General features: G+C 70.2%; 15 protein-coding genes and 1 tRNA gene. 8 read left to right on the forward strand and 8 right to left on the reverse strand.

From position 1 onward, the window contains the following. Positions 1–33 precede the first annotated feature (33 nt). Positions 34–291, reverse strand: coding sequence for a cell division protein CrgA (gene crgA / locus ACZ46W_RS16495; protein ID WP_468337631.1), 258 nt, complete (start codon positions 289–291; stop codon positions 34–36). A gap of 141 nt (positions 292–432) precedes the next feature. Here crgA and ACZ46W_RS16500 point away from each other — a divergent pair, with 141 nt between their 5' ends. The 6 genes from ACZ46W_RS16500 to ACZ46W_RS16525 all read left to right on the forward strand — a co-directional run bounded on the left by ACZ46W_RS16500 (position 433) and on the right by ACZ46W_RS16525 (position 4,558). Next, positions 433–1,203 (forward strand): DUF881 domain-containing protein, encoded by a 771-nt coding sequence (locus ACZ46W_RS16500; protein ID WP_366128027.1) that lies wholly within the window; start codon positions 433–435, stop codon positions 1,201–1,203. 21 nt (positions 1,204–1,224) lie between these two features. Then, on the forward strand, positions 1,225–1,911 hold the full coding sequence (locus ACZ46W_RS16505; protein ID WP_468337635.1) for a class E sortase: 687 nt from the start codon (positions 1,225–1,227) through the stop codon (positions 1,909–1,911). A gap of 83 nt (positions 1,912–1,994) precedes the next feature. Beyond that, complete coding sequence (locus tag ACZ46W_RS16510; RefSeq protein WP_185923769.1) at positions 1,995–2,156, forward strand: hypothetical protein; 162 nt, start codon at positions 1,995–1,997, stop codon at positions 2,154–2,156. Then, entirely contained in the window at positions 2,153–2,791 is a 639-nt protein-coding gene (locus tag ACZ46W_RS16515; protein ID WP_366128029.1) for an aminodeoxychorismate/anthranilate synthase component II, read from the forward strand. Before ACZ46W_RS16510 ends, ACZ46W_RS16515 begins: the two co-directional genes overlap by 4 nt. Beyond that, positions 2,710–3,843 (forward strand): class E sortase, encoded by a 1,134-nt coding sequence (locus tag ACZ46W_RS16520; protein ID WP_468338773.1) that lies wholly within the window; start codon positions 2,710–2,712, stop codon positions 3,841–3,843. Before ACZ46W_RS16515 ends, ACZ46W_RS16520 begins: the two co-directional genes overlap by 82 nt. 37 nt (positions 3,844–3,880) lie before the next feature. After that, positions 3,881–4,558: a class E sortase gene (locus ACZ46W_RS16525; RefSeq protein WP_468337639.1), complete on the forward strand. Its 678-nt coding sequence runs from the start codon at positions 3,881–3,883 to the stop codon at positions 4,556–4,558. 132 nt (positions 4,559–4,690) lie between these two features. Here the strand turns inward: ACZ46W_RS16525 and pknB are convergent, their stop codons facing one another. The 6 genes from pknB to ACZ46W_RS16555 all read right to left on the reverse strand — a co-directional run bounded on the left by pknB (position 4,691) and on the right by ACZ46W_RS16555 (position 12,824). Beyond that, on the reverse strand, positions 4,691–6,724 hold the full coding sequence (gene pknB, locus ACZ46W_RS16530) for a Stk1 family PASTA domain-containing Ser/Thr kinase (RefSeq protein WP_468337642.1): 2,034 nt from the start codon (positions 6,722–6,724) through the stop codon (positions 4,691–4,693). A 166-nt stretch (positions 6,725–6,890) separates the two neighbouring features. Then, entirely contained in the window at positions 6,891–8,351 is a 1,461-nt protein-coding gene (locus ACZ46W_RS16535) for a peptidoglycan D,D-transpeptidase FtsI family protein (protein ID WP_468337645.1), read from the reverse strand. After that, positions 8,348–9,778 carry an FtsW/RodA/SpoVE family cell cycle protein gene (locus tag ACZ46W_RS16540; RefSeq protein ID WP_382665554.1) on the reverse strand — a complete coding sequence of 477 codons (1,431 nt, stop codon included), beginning with the start codon at positions 9,776–9,778 and terminating at the stop codon, positions 8,348–8,350. The genes ACZ46W_RS16535 and ACZ46W_RS16540 overlap by 4 nt, the downstream gene beginning before the upstream one ends. Positions 9,779–9,805: 27 nt before the next feature. Next, on the reverse strand, positions 9,806–11,305 hold the full coding sequence (locus ACZ46W_RS16545) for a Stp1/IreP family PP2C-type Ser/Thr phosphatase (RefSeq protein ID WP_468337648.1): 1,500 nt from the start codon (positions 11,303–11,305) through the stop codon (positions 9,806–9,808). Between the two features lie 138 nt (positions 11,306–11,443). Continuing rightward, positions 11,444–11,953, reverse strand: a complete 510-nt coding sequence (locus ACZ46W_RS16550) for an FHA domain-containing protein FhaB/FipA (RefSeq protein ID WP_468337651.1) — start codon at positions 11,951–11,953, stop codon at positions 11,444–11,446. Between the two features lie 10 nt (positions 11,954–11,963). Continuing rightward, entirely contained in the window at positions 11,964–12,824 is an 861-nt protein-coding gene (locus tag ACZ46W_RS16555) for an FhaA domain-containing protein (RefSeq protein WP_468337654.1), read from the reverse strand. Positions 12,825–13,327: 503 nt separating this feature from the next. Between ACZ46W_RS16555 and ACZ46W_RS16560 the strand changes: the two genes are divergently transcribed. Further along, a tRNA-Leu gene (locus ACZ46W_RS16560) sits at positions 13,328–13,414 on the forward strand. 101 nt (positions 13,415–13,515) lie between these two features. On the opposite strand, the gene ACZ46W_RS16565 is transcribed toward ACZ46W_RS16560, so the two are convergent. Continuing rightward, positions 13,516–14,013, reverse strand: a complete 498-nt coding sequence (locus tag ACZ46W_RS16565) for a MarR family winged helix-turn-helix transcriptional regulator (protein ID WP_468337657.1) — start codon at positions 14,011–14,013, stop codon at positions 13,516–13,518. A gap of 202 nt (positions 14,014–14,215) precedes the next feature. On the opposite strand from ACZ46W_RS16565, the gene ACZ46W_RS16570 reads away from it, so the two are divergent. Next, on the forward strand, positions 14,216–15,667 hold the full coding sequence (locus tag ACZ46W_RS16570) for a DUF2252 domain-containing protein (RefSeq protein WP_468337660.1): 1,452 nt from the start codon (positions 14,216–14,218) through the stop codon (positions 15,665–15,667). The last annotated feature ends 25 nt before the right edge of the window (positions 15,668–15,692 follow it).

Consider the following 15,692-nt stretch of genomic DNA (forward strand, 5'->3'; position numbering starts at 1 on the left):
GGCAGGGCTTGACCGCCGCCTACGTCCAGGAAGTCACTTCCACTGGGTCGAGACGCCGAAGCCGGCCGCGATGAAGCCGAAGCCGACCACGATGTTCAGGTTCCCGAGCGACTTGACGGGCAGCGAGCCGTCGGTGACGTAGAAGACCACGATCCAGGCGAGCCCGATGGCGAACAGCGCCAGCATCACCGGAGCGACCCAGCTACGGCTGGTCAGCTTGATGTTGGTCGCCTGCTTCGCGGACGGCGGCGGCGTGAAGTCGGCCTTCTTGCGGATACGTGACTTCGGCACGAGGGACTCTCCTGTCGATGCGCTGCGTGACCGCGCAGGGAACTGTGGCTGGTCGCCGGGGTGGAAGCGAGGGGGACCACTGCCTCACCCGGGCGTCCGTTAGCGTAGTGCTTCCGCGGCGCTGAAGGAGATAAGGGTACGTTGAGCAATTCCGCCGACTCTCCCGAAGAGCCGGCCGGGCGCAGGAACTGGCGGCCGGTCCGGTTGCTCACCGCTGCCGTCTTCGCCCTGGCCGGTCTGATCTTCGTCACCAGCTTCAACACCGCCAAGGGCACCAACATCCGTACGGATGCCTCGCTGCTGAAGCTGTCCGACCTCATCCGTGAGCGCAGCCACAAGAACGCCGAGCTCGACGAGTCCACCGCGGCGGTGCGGGACCAGGTCGACACCCTCGCCCGCCGCGACGACGGCTCCACCAAGGCCGAGGACGCCAAGCTCGGCGCCCTGGAGAAGGCCGCGGGGACCACGAAGGTCGCCGGAGCGGGTCTCACCGTCACCCTCAACGACGCCCCGCCCGGCGCCCAGGCGGCCCCCGGTTACCCCGAGCCGCAGGCCAACGACCTGGTCATCCACCAGCAGGACCTCCAGGCCGTCGTCAACGCCCTGTGGAAGGGCGGCGCCAAGGGCATCCGCGTCATGGACCAGCGGCTGATCTCCACCAGCGCGGTGCGCTGCGTCGGCAACACCCTCATCCTCCAGGGCCGGGTCTACTCCCCGCCGTACCGGATCACGGCCGTCGGCGACACCGGAAAGCTCCAGCGCGCCCTCGACGACTCCACCGCCATCCAGAACTACCTGCTGTACGTGAAGGCGTACGGGCTCGGCTGGAAAGTCGACGAGCACGAGGCGGTGACTCTGCCGGGCTACTCGGGCACAGTGGACCTCCACTACGCGAAGCCTGTGACCGACTAGCTCCGGTTTCGGGAGGGGCCTGTGCGGCTGATCGTCAGGAGCCTCAGCGAGCTGTGCATCACCGTCGGCGCCGTCATCGTGCTCTTCGTGGTGTACGTCGTCCACTGGACCGGCGTCGAGGCCGCGGGCGCGAGCGTCGACGAGATCGGCGCCCTGGAGGAACGGTGGGCCCGGGCGCCGGTACCCGCGCCCGCACCGGAAGCGGCAGCCGGCGCGGCACCCCCGGCGCGGCCGTACGAGGACGGCGAGCCCTTCGCCGTCATGTACGTCCCCCGCTTCGGCGAGGACTGGGACTGGCCCGTCCTGGAGGGCACCCGGACCGCCACCCTCAAGAAGGGCCTCGGCCACTACGCCGCCACCGCCCGGCTGGGCGCCACGGGGAACTTCTCCGTGGCCGGTCACCGTCGTACGTACGGCGACCCCTTCAAGGACTTCCCCGCGCTGCGCCCCGGTGACGCGGTGATCCTCAACGACGGGACGACCTGGTTCACGTACCGCGTCGCGAGGGAGCCGTACCGCACCGTCCCCGGCGACACCGGTGTCGTCGACCCGGTCCCGGCGAAGTCCGGGTTCGGCGCCCCCGGCCGGTACCTCACGCTCACCACGTGCGACCCGGAGTGGGGCAGCAGCCACCGGCTGATCGCCTGGGCGGAGCTGGAGGCCACCCGGCCTGTGACGCAGGGCAAGCCCCCGGCTTTCCACAGGTGACCCGCGCCACGGGGATCGCCCCGTACTCTGGTGCGGTATCGAAGGGCATTCGACGACCATCGACGGAAGGACCAGCAGGCGTCATGTACGGCTGGATCTGGCGGCATCTGCCGGGCAACGCGTGGGTGCGGGCACTGATTTCGCTCGTCCTGATCCTCGCGGTGGTCTACGTGCTCTTCCAGTACGTGTTCCCCTGGGCGGAACCCCTGCTTCCGTTCAACGATGTGACGGTGGACGGTCAGTGAGCGCGCGCATTCTCGTCGTCGACAACTACGACAGCTTCGTCTTCAACCTGGTCCAGTACCTGTACCAGCTCGGTGCCGAGTGCGAGGTCCGCCGCAACGACGAGGTCGAGCTGAGCCACGCCCAGGACGGTTTCGACGGCGTCCTCCTCTCGCCCGGGCCCGGCACCCCCGAGGAGGCCGGGGTCTGCGTCGACATGGTGCGCCACTGCGCCGACACCGGCATCCCGGTCTTCGGCGTCTGCCTCGGCATGCAGTCGATGGCGGTGGCGTACGGCGGTGTCGTCGACCGCGCGCCCGAGCTGCTGCACGGCAAGACCTCGCCGGTCGTGCACGAGGGGCGGGGCGTCTTCGCCGGGCTGCCCTCGCCGTTCACCGCGACCCGGTACCACTCGCTGGCCGCCGAGCCGGCCGACCTGCCGGACGTGCTGGAGGTCACCGCGCGGACCGAGGACGGCATCATCATGGGGCTGCGGCACCGCGAGTTCGCCGTGGAGGGCGTCCAGTTCCACCCCGAGTCGGTGCTCACCGAGTACGGGCACCTCATGCTCGCCAACTGGCTGGAGCAGTGCGGCGACACCGGTGCGGTCGGCCGGTCGGCAGGGCTCGCGCCGGTGGTGGGCAAGGCCGTCGCGTGACCCCCGTGCGCCCGGAGCACGAGCACGGTTCGCCGTGGTTCCGGGCCGCGCACCCGCCACGGCCGGAAGTGGATCTTCCGGATGCCGTGCCGTACGCGGAGGCCACCTGGGCCCCCGGCCCCGACCCCGTACCGGACGACGAGACGATGGCCCTCCGCACGGAGGACACGCACCGAATACTGGCCGACCCCGCGCCTCCGCGGCCGTCTCCCGCGCCGCCCGAGCGCCCGGCGACCGGCGGACGCGCCGAGCGCCGCAAGGCCGCCAAGGGACGCGGCCGCCGCCGCAAGGGCTCCTCACCCGCGCCGGCCGCGCCGCCCTCCCAGGACCCCGGCAGGCCGCTGACCCGCGTGGAGGCCCGGCGGGCCGCCCGCGCCCGCAAGGACAGCGTGGGCGTCGTCGCCAGCCGGATCGTCGGCGAGGTGTTCATCACCTTCGGCGTCGTGATGCTGCTCTTCGTCACGTACCAGCTCTGGTGGACGAACATCCGCGCCGGACTGGAGGTCGACAAGGCGAAGAAGGGCATCGAGGACGCCTGGGCGGAGGGCCGCAAGCCCGACGCCTTCGAGCCCGGCCAGGGCTTCGCGATCATGTACATCCCCAAGCTGGACGTCGTCGTGCCCATCGCCGAGGGCATCAACAAGGAGAAGGTGCTCGACCGCGGCATGGTCGGCCACTACGCCGAGCCCCCGCTCAAGACCGCCATGCCCTCCGACAAGCAGGGCAACTTCGCGGTCGCCGGGCACCGCAACACCCATGGCGAGCCCTTCCGCTACATCAACAGGCTCACCCCGGGCGACCCGATCGTCGTCGAGACGCAGGACGCGTACTACACGTACGAGATGGCGAGCATCCTGCCGCAGACCCCGCCCTCCAACGTGTCGGTGATCCAGCCCGTGCCGGAGGGCTCCGGATTCACCGGGCCGGGCCGGTACATCACGCTCACCACCTGCACGCCCGAGTTCACCAGTACCTACCGCATGATCGTGTGGGGCAAGATGGTCGACGAACGCCCGCGCAGCAAGGGGAAACCGGACGCGCTCGTAGGCTAGGGCGGCCTGGCTTCGACCTCCAGACGGGACAGATGTAGTGGCACGTGCGCGCAACCGGATCGCCGGCGTCATCAGTGTGTTCGGCGAGCTGTTGATCACCGCTGGGGTGCTCATGGGGCTCTTCGTCGTCTACTCCCTGTGGTGGACGAACGTCCTGGCCGACCGCGCGGCCGACAAACAGGGCGACGAGGTGCGCGACCACTGGGCGTCCACGGGCCCCGGCGCCCTCGACACCAAGGACGGCATCGGCTTCCTCCACGTACCCGCGATGAAGAACGGCGAGGTGCTGGTCAAGAAGGGCACCGACCCCAAGACCCTCAACAACGGCGTCGCCGGCTACTACACCGCCCCGGTCAAGTCCGCCCTCCCCTCCGCCAAGCAGGGCAACTTCACGCTGGCAGCGCACCGCGACGGGCACGGGGCGAAGTTCCACAACATCCACAAGCTCAAGACCGGCGACTCGATCATCTTCGAGACCAAGGACACCTGGTACGTCTACAAGGTCTACAAAACGCTCCCGGAGACGTCGAAGTTCAACGTGGACGTCCTCCAGCCGGTCCCGAAGGAGTCGGGCAGGACCAAGCCGGGCCGCTACATCACGCTCACGACCTGCACGCCGATGTACACCTCCGACTACCGCTACATCGTCTGGGGCGAGCTGGAGCGCACCGAGAAGGTCGACAGCGCCCGCACACCCCCGGCGGAGCTGCGCTGAGCCGGACGAACGACGGAGCCCCGGCACCCTCCACAGGGTGCCGGGGCTCTGCCGTACGGGTCCGCCGTATGCCTCCGCCGTACGTGTCAGCCGTACGTGGTGGCCGACCGTGCTCGCCGTCCGTGAGCGGTATCAGTCCCGCTCGCGGACGCTGATCCCGGACGGGCCGCCGAAGAAGCCGCTGTCCTCGTCGTTGTCGCCGTTGTTGCCGTTGCCGCCGCCGTTGCCGCCCTGGCAGCCCAGGGTCGTCAGCGTGACGGTGGTGGACGCCGGGTCCACCGGGGTACCGGGCTTCGGGTCGCTGTCGGTCACGATGGCGTTGTCATCGGCCGGGCAGCCCTGGGCGACCTGGATGTTGGTGAAGCCGCTGGCGCCCAGCGTCTGCTTGGCCTGGCCCACCGTCTGCGTCCGCATCTCGGGCACCGGGACCTGCTGCTGCTGCGGGCCCTTGGAGACCTTGAGGGTCACCTCGCTGCCCTTGGGCGCCTTGGTGTCGCCCTCGGGGCTCTGCCCGACCACGGTGTTCGCGGGCTGGTCGGAGTCGACGTCCTCCCGCTTGACCGTGAAGCCGAGCGTTTCGAGCTGGGACTTCGCGGCGTCGAACTGCTGGCCCGTGACCGGCGGTACGTTGCGTTCGGCCTGCTTGGACACCGTGATGGTGACCTCGGTGCCCTTCTCGGCCTGGGTGCCACCCGGCGGGTCCTGGGACAGCACCTCGCCCGCGTCCTGGTCGGACTCCTTGTACTCGACCTTGACGGTGAAGCCCTTGTTCTCCAGGTTCTCCCGAGCGGTGTTCTCCGACTGCTCCACGACGCTCGGCACCTCGATCTTGGCGGCGCCCTCGGAGACGACGACCGTGATGGTCTCGCCCTCCTGCAACGTGCCGGTCTCGGGCGACTGGCTGCAGATCACGCCCTTCGGGCGGTCACAGGCCTCCGAACCGGACCGGGCGATCTTCAGCCCGGCCTTCTCCACCGTCTCCTCGGCCTCCGCGAAGGGCTTGCCCACCACCTGCGGTACGTCGATCGGGTCCGAGCCGCCGCCCTGGTTGTCGAAGACGGCCTTGCCGATCAGGATCGCGCCGACCAGCACCAGGATGCCCGCCAGGATCAGCAGGATCGTCGAGAGGTTCGACTTCCGCTGGCCGCCGCGGCGGCGGTCCGGGCGGTCGTCGTAGCCGAAACCGCCGTCGTCCGGGTTCATCGGCGGCAGCATCGACGTCTGCCCGGCCGGGTCGGCCTGGCGCATCGCGGTGGTCGCCTGGTCGTCCGGGCCGTAGCCCCCGCCGTACCCGACGGCGCCCATCGCCGCCGTCGCGGCGACCGGCTGGCCGTCGAGGCACGCCTCGATGTCGGCGCGCATCTCGTCGGCCGACTGGTAGCGGTAGTCGGGGTCCTTGACCAGCGCCTTCAGGACGATGGCGTCCATCTCGGGCGTGATCTCGGGGTCGAAGTTGCTGGGCGGCTGCGGCTCCTCGCGTACGTGCTGGTACGCCACCGCGACCGGCGAGTCGCCCACGAACGGCGGGCGGACGGTCAGCAGCTCGTACAGCAGGCAGCCGGTGGAGTACAGGTCGGACCGGGCGTCGACCTGCTCGCCCTTGGCCTGCTCCGGGGAGAGGTACTGGGCGGTGCCGATCACGGCCGCGGTCTGCGTCATGGTCATCCCGGCGTCGCCCATGGCGCGGGCGATGCCGAAGTCCATGACCTTGACCTGGCCGGTGCGCGTCAGCATGACGTTCGCCGGCTTGATGTCACGGTGGACGATGCCGGCCCGGTGCGAGTACTCCAGCGCCTGGAGGATGCCGACCGTCATCTCCAGCGTGCGCTCGGGCAGCAGCTTGCGCCCCGAGTGAAGAAGCTCACGCAGGGTGGAGCCGTCGACGTACTCCATCACGATGTACGGGATGGAGATGTTGTCGACGTAGTCCTCGCCGGTGTCGTAGACCGCGACGATCGCCGGGTGGTTGAGCGAGGCGGCCGACTGGGCCTCACGGCGGAACCGGGCCTGGAAGGACGGGTCACGGGCGAGGTCGGCCCGCAGCGTCTTCACGGCGACGGTGCGGCCGAGCCGGGTGTCGTGGGCGAGGTAGACCTCCGCCATGCCACCACGGCCGAGCACCGAGCCCAGCTCGTACCGGCCGCCGAGGCGACGCGGCTCTTCCATAACTGTTCCAGCCCTCTCCGTCAGTCCCGACCGCACCCCTCTGTGTGGTCCGGCGGTGTGCTGTTCGCGCATACGCTACCGGCCACGGGAAGTCGATCGGACCGCGACCACTACCTGATACGGGACCGGTACACACCGGCACTCAGGTGCGGCCGCGGCTCGCGCGTCACTTCTTGCTGTCGAGTACCGCCTTCATCACATCGTGGGCGATGGGCCCGGCCAGGCCGCCACCGCTGATGTCGTCACGGGTGGCCTTGGAGTCCTCGACCACGACGGCGACGGCGACCGGGGAGCCGCTGTCGGTCTTGGCGTACGAGATGAACCAGGCGTACGGGCGGGCCTTGTTCAGCTCGCCGTGCTGGGCGGTACCGGTCTTGCCGCCGACCTTCACGCCGCGGATCTTCGCGGAGCTACCGGTGCCGTTGTCGACGACGCTCTCCATCATCTGCTGGACGAGCTGAGCCGTCTTCGCCGACATCGGCTGGCTCATCTCCTCCGGCTCGTGCTTCTCCAGCACGTCCAGGTCCGGGGAGCGCAGCTCGTCCACCATGTACGGCTTCATCAGCTTGCCGTCGTTGGCGATCGCCGCGGCGACCATGGCCATCTGGAGCGGGGTGGTCGCGGTGTTGAACTGGCCGATGGAGGACAGCGCGTTCTGCGGCCGGTCCATGTTCTTGTCGTAGACGGACATGGAGGCGCGGACCGGGGTGTCGATCTCCGCGTTGTTGAAGCCGAACTTCTCCGCGAACTTCACCATGTTGTCGCGGCCGACCTCATGGCCGAGCTTGGCGAAGACCGAGTTGCAGGACCACTCCATCGCGTACATCAGGGTGGCGTTCTCGCAGCCCCGGGCGTGGTTCTTCATCGGCGTGGTCGTGTCGGGCAGGAGGTACGGCTCGGGCGTATCGGTCGCCGCGTTGATGTCGGTGACCTTGCCGTGCTCCAGCGCCGCGGCGGCCGTCAGCACCTTGAAGGTGGAGCCGGGCGGGTAGATCTCGCGCAGCGCGCGGTTCTGCTTCGGCTTGTCCTTGTCCTTCTCCAGCGCCTGCCACGCCTTGGCGTCCTTGTCGTGGTAACCGGCGAAGGAGGACGGGTCGTACGAGGGGGTCGACGCCAGCGCCAGGATCTTGCCGGTCGACGGCTCGATCGCGGCGACGGCGCCCTTCTTGTCACCGAGGCCCTCGAAGGCGGCCTTCTGGGCGGCGCCGCTGAGGGTGGTGACGACGTCGCCGCCCTTCTTCTTCTCGCCGGTGAACATCGACATGGTGCGGTCGAAGAACAGCCGGTCGTCGTTGCCGGTGAGGATGCCGTCCTCGAGCTTCTCGAGCTGGTTGGCGTCGAACGCCTGCGAGGCGTACCCGGTGACGGGCGCCCACATGGGGCCGTCCACGTAGGTGCGCTTGTACCGGTAGAAGGGGTCCTTGGAGTCGACGGAACCGGTGATCGGCTTGCCGTCCACGATGATGTTGCCGCGCGGGTTGGCGTACCGCTCGATGGTCACCCGGCGGTTCTTCTCGTGGGAGCTGAGTTCGCCGGCGCGGACGTACTGGATCCAGTTGTCCCGGATGAGGAGGGCGAGCACCAGCAGGCCGCAGAAGATCGCGACATGGCGCAGGGGCTTGTTCACGGTCGGACCACCTGGGTCATCTCGGCGTCGGGGGACGGGGCGGGTGCCGGCGCGGGACGGCGGGCGGTGTCGCTGATCCGGAGCAGGATCGCGATCAGCGCCCAGTTGGCGATCACGGAGGAACCGCCGTACGCGAGGAACGGCATGGTCATACCGGTCAGCGGGATGAGGCCCATGACGCCGCCGGCGACGACGAAGATCTGGAGGGCGAAGGCCCCGGACAGGCCCATCGCCAGCAGCTTGCCGAACGGGTCGCGGGCGGCGAGCGCGGTACGGATGCCTCGCTCGACGATCAGCGCGTACATCAGCAGGAACGCCATCACGCCGGCCAGGCCGAGCTCCTCGCCGACGGTGGCGAAGATGAAGTCGGAGTTGGCGGCGAAGCCGATCAGGTCGGAATTGCCCTGGCCGAGACCCGTGCCGAGGGTGCCGCCGGACCCGAAGGACATCAGCACCTGGGTCATCTGGTCGCAGGCGGCGGCCATGTTGGAGCCCTCGGGGGCCGTCTTGATGCACCCGAAGGGGTCGAGCCACGCGGCGACACGGGACTTGACGTGGGTGGCGGTCGAGCCGACGACCACCGCGCCGCCCACCGCCATCAGCAGACCCATGATGATCCAGCTCGTCCGCTCGGTCGCCACGTACAGCATGATCACGAACATGCCGAAGAACAGCAGCGACGTACCGAGGTCGTTCTCGAAGACCAGGATGAGCAGGCTGACGGCCCAGATGGTGAGGATGGGGCCGAGGTCACGGCCGCGGGGCAGGTAGAGCCCCATGAAACGGCGGCTGGCCAGGGCCAGGGCGTCCCGCTTGACCATCAGGTAGCCGGAGAAGAAGACCGCGATCACGATCTTCGCGAACTCACCGGGCTGGATGGAGAACGGCCCGACCTTGATCCAGATCTTGGCGCCGAAGACGTCCGAGCCGAGACCCGGCACCAGGGGGAGCAGCAGCAGGACGACCGCCACCACCATGGAGATGTACGTGTAGCGCTGGAGGACGCGGTGGTCCTTCAGGAACATCAGCACCAGCAGGAACAGCGCGACGCCGATCGCGGAGTACATGAGCTGCTTGGGCGCGTCCGGCGTGAAGGTGTCGTACCGCGCGATGATGCGCGGCGACTGGTCCAGCCGCCAGATCAGCACCAGGCCGAGCCCGTTGAGCAGTGTCGCCAGCGGCAGCAGGATCGGGTCCGCGTACTTCGCGAACCTCCGCACCAGCAGGTGGGCGATGCCGGCCAGCAGGCCCAGCCCGATGCCGTAGCCGAGCATGCCCGCCGGGACCTTGCCGTCGATGGCGAGGCCCACGTTGAGGTAGGCGAACACCGGGATGGCGACGGCGAAGCCGAGCAGCGCCAGTTCGGTGTTCCGGCGGCTCGGCAGGTCGATCGCGCCGATGGTGGTCGTGTTGGTGACAACGCTCATGGTGGTGAAAGGCCCCCCTACGGGTGCTTAGCTCTTGCCGCAGTTCGAGGCCAGCTTCTGCTCCTCCTCCGAGAGGGTGGGGCCCGGAGTGGGAGTGGCTGCGGTGCTGGTGGTGGGCTTCGGCGTGGGTTCGGTCGGCAGGCCGGTCGTGCCGCCGGCCTGGCCCTCCCCGGGAGGCGCGGCCGGCACCCGGTCGGCCGCCGCCTGGCGCTGCTCCTGCTTCTTGCAGGCGGACGCCTGGACGGCGAGCTCCTCGATCTTGTCCTGGGCCTTGTCGAGGCTGCCGCCGGCGATGGTCTCCTCGACCTGCTTGCGCTGGTAGTCGGGGAGGTACTTGAGTTCGATCTCGGGGTGGTCCTTCTCGACCTTCGAGAGCGAGACCCACGCCAGGTCCTGGCTGATGCCGCGGTAGAGCGCGACGTGCTCGTCCTTGGTGCCGACGTAGTACTGGGTCTGGGTCCAGCGGTAGCCGCCGTACGTCGCGCCGCCGACCACGGCGAGGGCGAGCACGATGAAGAACGATCTCTTCAGCCACTTGCGGCCACTGCGCGGCTTGGTGAAGTCCTCGTCGCTGTACGCGCCGAAGCCGCCCTCCGGCGGCATGCCGCCGTACCCGAGGTCGTCGCCGCTGCCGGGCGGGCCGAACCCGCCGCCGGGCGGCTGCGGGGCCTGGCGGCCGAGACCGGCGGCACGGCCCGCCGGGGTCTCCATGGCGCCGCCGTCGTTGAGCTGCTGCTGGTTCTCGGCGACCGCGCCCACGATGACCGGCGTGTCGCTGAGCTGACCGGCGAGGGTGTCGCCGCCGTCGACGTCGAGGACGTCCGCGACGATCACGGTGATGTTGTCCGGGCCGCCGCCGCGCAGCGCGAGCTGGATCAGGTCCTGGACGGTCTCCTGCGGGCCCTGGTAGCTGGCGAGGGTCTCCTCCATCGTCTGGTGGGAGACGACGCCGGACAGGCCGTCGGAGCAGATCAGGTACCGGTCTCCGGCCCGTACCTCCCGGATGGAGAGGTCGGGCTCGACGTGGTCGCCACTGCCCAGCGCGCGCATCAGCAGGGAGCGCTGCGGGTGGGTGGTGGCCTCCTCCTCGGTGATGCGGCCCTCGTCGACGAGGCGCTGCACCCACGTGTGGTCCTGGGTGATCTGCGTCAGGACGCCGTCGCGCAGCAGGTACGCGCGGGAGTCGCCGACGTGGACCAGGCCGAGCCGCTGACCCGTCCACAGCAGGGCGGTCAGGGTGGTGCCCATGCCCTCGAGCTGCGGGTCCTCCTCGACCATCAGCCGGAGCTGGTCGTTGGCGCGCTGCACCGCCGTACCGAGCGAGGTGAGGATGTCGGAGCCGGGCACGTCGTCGTCGAGCGTGACGAGCGTGGAGATCACCTCGGAGGAGGCGACCTCACCGGCGGCCTGGCCGCCCATGCCGTCGGCGATCGCGAGCAGGCGGGGACCGGCGTACCCCGAGTCCTCGTTGCCCTCGCGGATCATGCCCTTGTGCGATCCGGCGGCGAAACGCAGTGACAGACTCATGCGCACCTGCCCTGTCGACTCCGACGCCTCCGGGTACAGCCGGTCTCGAGCCACACTGCCCACCCTCCGGTCGGGAGCCTGTGCCGGTCACCTGTGGGCACCGCTGCGGCTCGCTCGCTCCGCTCGCTCATTGTCGTACTACTTCCGCAGCTCGATGACGGTCTTGCCGATGCGGATCGGCGCGCCCAGCGGAATGGGTGTCGGGGTGGTGAGTCGGGTCCGGTCGAGATACGTGCCGTTGGTGGACCCGAGATCCTCGACGATCCACTGGCCGTCACGGTCCGGGTAGATCCTGGCATGCCTGCTGGACGCGTAGTCGTCGTCCAGGACGATCGTGGAGTCGTGCGCACGGCCCAGGGTGATCGTCTGGCCCTGGAGGGCGACCGTGGTGCCCGTGAGGGTGCCCTCGGAGACGACCAGCTTGGTCGGGGCCCCGCGCCGCTGGCGGCCGGACTGCTGGCGCTGCTGCGGCGGCGCGGCCTGCTGGCGGGCGGCCTGCTGCGGACGCGCGCCCTCGCGGCGCGAACCCCGCTGCGTGACGCGCGTACCGAACAGGTCGCTGCGGATGACCTGAACGGCCACGATGACGAACAGCCACAGTACGGCGAGGAAACCCAACCGCATGACCGTGAGGGTCAGCTCTGACATTGCCCCCGCTTCACCCTTCGGCTTGCCGGTAAACGATGGTGGTACTGCCCACGACGATCCGCGAGCCGTCGCGGAGCGTAGCGCGGGTGGTGTGCTGCCCGTCCACCACGATGCCGTTGGTGGACCCGAGATCCTGGATCGTCGAGGGCGTTCCGGTCCGGATCTCGCAGTGACGGCGCGATACGCCGGGGTCGTCGATCCGCACGTCGGCCTCGGTGCTGCGGCCCAGCACCAGCGTCGGGCGGGAGATCTGATGGCGGGTGCCATTGATCTCGATCCAGCGGCGCACCTGGGCGCCGGGCATGGGTGCCGCCGGGCCCGGCGGGCGGCCGGCGGCGGGCGGACGGTTCATACCGGGCGGCGGGGCCGCCGGCATCGGAGGGGCACCGGCCGGAGGGTAGCCGTACCCACCGGGACGTCCGGCGGGCGGCGGCGCGGCGTGACCGGCGTGTCCGGCGTGGCCCGCGGGACCGGCCGGGGCCTGCGACTGTGACGTACTCGACGCGAGCGTCCGGCTGCGTACCCGGTACAGACCCGTGTCGAGGTCGTCCGCCTTCTCCAGGTGGACCTTGATCGGCCCCATGAAGGTGTACCGCTGCTGCTTGGCGTAGTCGCGCACCAGGCCCGAGAGCTCGTCGCTGAGCTGACCCGAGTACGGGCTGAGGCGCTCGTAGTCCGGCGCGCTCAGTTCCACGATGAAGTCGTTGGGGACGACCGTACGGTCGCGGTTCCAGATCGAGGCGTTGTTGTCGCACTCGCGCTGGAGGGCGCCCGCGATCTCGACGGGCTGGACCTCGGACTTGAAGACCTTGGCGAAGGTGCCGTTGACCAGACCTTCGAGACGCTGCTCGAAACGCTTCAGGACTCCCATGGGGCACCTCCTCCGTCGTTGCCGTCCTGGTACTGCTTACTGATCGTATCCACGCGTCGGGAAATCGGCTGGTTCCCCTTCTCTGGCCTGTGGACGAGTGTCACCTCTCACAGGGATCGTAGAGGCGCCCTCCAGACAGTGTCCCGCACCTGAGGTGCACCCTGGAGGAGTGGGTACGGCGCGAAGCCGTTCCCTGTCGTGCGGGTCGTGCGGGTCGTGCGGGTCGTGCGGTCGTGCGGTCGTGCGGGTGGGGCCGTGGTGCGGGCGGGCTGGGGTGTGGGCTGTGCGGGTCGGGCGGTCGTGCGGGCGGGCGGTTGTGCGGGCGGGTCGGGGTGTGGGTTCCGGTTCCGCGTCGGCTCCCTCTCCCCTTACCCCTCTCTGTTCGCCGTCGGGGTGCCCGAAACAAACGGATGTGAATCCACCTCCAGCGGCGTGCTAATCTTCAGATGTCGCCAGGCGATCGCACCGGGAAACCGGTGGGGAACCAAGCGGCAACACCCAATGCGCGGGTGGCGGAATAGGCAGACGCGCTGGATTCAGGTTCCAGTGCCCGCAAGGGCGTGGGGGTTCAACTCCCCCCTCGCGCACCACCAGGAACGGGTGGCATCGATCACGATGCCACCCGTTCTGCTGTGTTCGGGCAGTGTCGGGTCGGCGGGGTGTTCCTGGCCGACGGGGTGTGAGGAAGCTCTCAGGCGTTGCGGTTGTAGCGGAGGAGGTAGGCCGCGAAGCGGTCGAGGTCCTCCGTGGACCAGTCCGCGAGACGTTCCCGGTAGGCGGCGCGGCGGCTGGCGTGGGTGGAGGACAGGGCCCGGGTGCCCGCCTCGGTGGGGTGCAGCACCTGGACGCGGTGGTCGGCGGGGTCGGGGCGGCGCTCGACGAGCCCGAGCTTCTCAAGGGTGGCGACCTGCCGGCTCACGGTCGACTTGTCGAGCATGTAGTGGGCGGCGAGGTCCGTGGCGCGGCAGCCGTGCTGCTCGTCGATGTGCGTCAGCAGCGTGTACGAGACGAGCGACAGCTCGGGGTGGAGCCGCGCGGCCGTGGCGCGGGCGCGGCGGGCGAACGCGGTCAGCTCGCGCTGGATGGTGTCGACCGACTCGTCACGTCCGACCGAGCGTCCGACCGAGCGTCCGACCGAGCGTCCGACCGAGCGTCCGGCTGTGCGCCCGACTGAGCGTCCGGCTGGCATCTGGGGGTCACCTCCGCCCTCGCCCCTTGGATCGTCTCCGCCCTTGCCCCTTCGATCGTCCCGGGTACCGCGGCTGCGCGCCGTTATCCACAGGCGGGGACGGGTGGCCGGGGGCGGCGGTACCGTCTGGGGCAACTTGGCGATTGGCGGCCCGGCCACTGGGCCGGGGGCCACTGGGCGATGGTCGACGGGGGCGGGACTCATGGGTGACATCCGGACGGCGGTGCCGGCGCAGCGTGGTGTCGGCGGTGGCGGTGCGCGCATACCGGTGGTGCCGGGGTTCGCCGCTGCCGTGGACGGTGAGCGGGGTGCGGCGGGTTCGCCCAAGGAGCGGGGCAAGGCGCTGCGGGAGAAGGTGCCCCGGTCGTCGCACGGCTCGCTGCGGTTGGTGCCAGGGCGGCCGGATGCCGTGCGGGCGGTGGAGGAGTCGAGCCGGGGCCGGGTGCCGGGGCTGGCGCCGATACGCGTGGGCAGGATGGCCGCCACGCCGTTCGCCTTCCTGCGCGGCGCCGCCGGGCTGATGGCGCACGACCTGGCGGGTACGCCGGTCACCGGGATCGGCGCGCAGATATGCGGGGACGCGCACGCGGCGAACTTCGGGCTGTACGGCGACGCGCGCGGCCGGCTCGTCATCGACCTGAACGACTTCGACGAGACCGTGGCCGGCCCCTGGGAGTGGGACGTCAAGCGGCTGGCGACGTCGCTGGTGCTCGCCGGGCGGGAGGCGGGCGCGGACGAGGACGTGTGCCGGGCGGCGGCGTTCGACGCGGTGGGCGCCTACCGGCGGACCATGCGGCTGCTGGCCAGGCTGCCGGTACTGGACGCCTGGAACGCGATCGCCGACGAGGAGCTCGTCTCGCACACCGATGCCCGGGACCTGCTCGGCACGCTGGAGCGGGTGGCGGAGAAGGCGCGGGGCAACACCAGCGCCCGGTTCGCCGCCAAGGCGACGGAGGAGTGCCCGGACGGCGGGCGGCGGTTCGTGGACGCGCCGCCGGTGCTGCGCCGGGTGCCGGACGAGGAGGCCGCGGCGGTGGCCGCGTCGCTGGGCGCGTACGTGGAGACGCTGCCGGAGGACCGGCTGCCGCTGCTGGCGCGGTACGCGATCCACGACGTGGCGTTCCGGGTGGTGGGCACCGGGAGCGTGGGGACGCGTTCGTACGTGGTGCTGCTGCTGGACCACCGGGGTGAGCCGCTGGTGCTCCAGGTGAAGGAGGCGCGGCCGTCGGCGCTGCTGCCGTACCTGCCGCGGGTGGGCTTCCCGGTGGCGGAGGTGGCGCACGAGGGGCGGCGCGTGGTCCTCGGGCAGAAGCGCATGCAGGTCGTCAGCGACAACCTGCTGGGCTGGACGACGGTCGAGGGCAGGCCGTACCAGGTGCGGCAGTTCCGCAACCGCAAGGGGAGCGTCGACCCGGCCGCGCTGGCCGCCGACCAGGTCGACGACTACGGGCGGATGACCGGGGCCCTGCTGGCCCGGGCACACGCGCACAGCGCCGACCCCAGGCTGATCGCCGGATACTGCGGCAAGAACGACGAGCTCGACGAGGCGATGGCCCGGTTCGCCGTGGCGTACGCGGACCGGACGGAGGCGGACCACGCCGATCTGCTGACGGCGGTCAGGAGCGGGCGCATAGCCGCCGAGCTGGGGGTGTGACGGGCGGGGCCCGCTCGCCCGTACG

The organism is Streptomyces sp. NPDC031064, assembly GCF_055570965.1.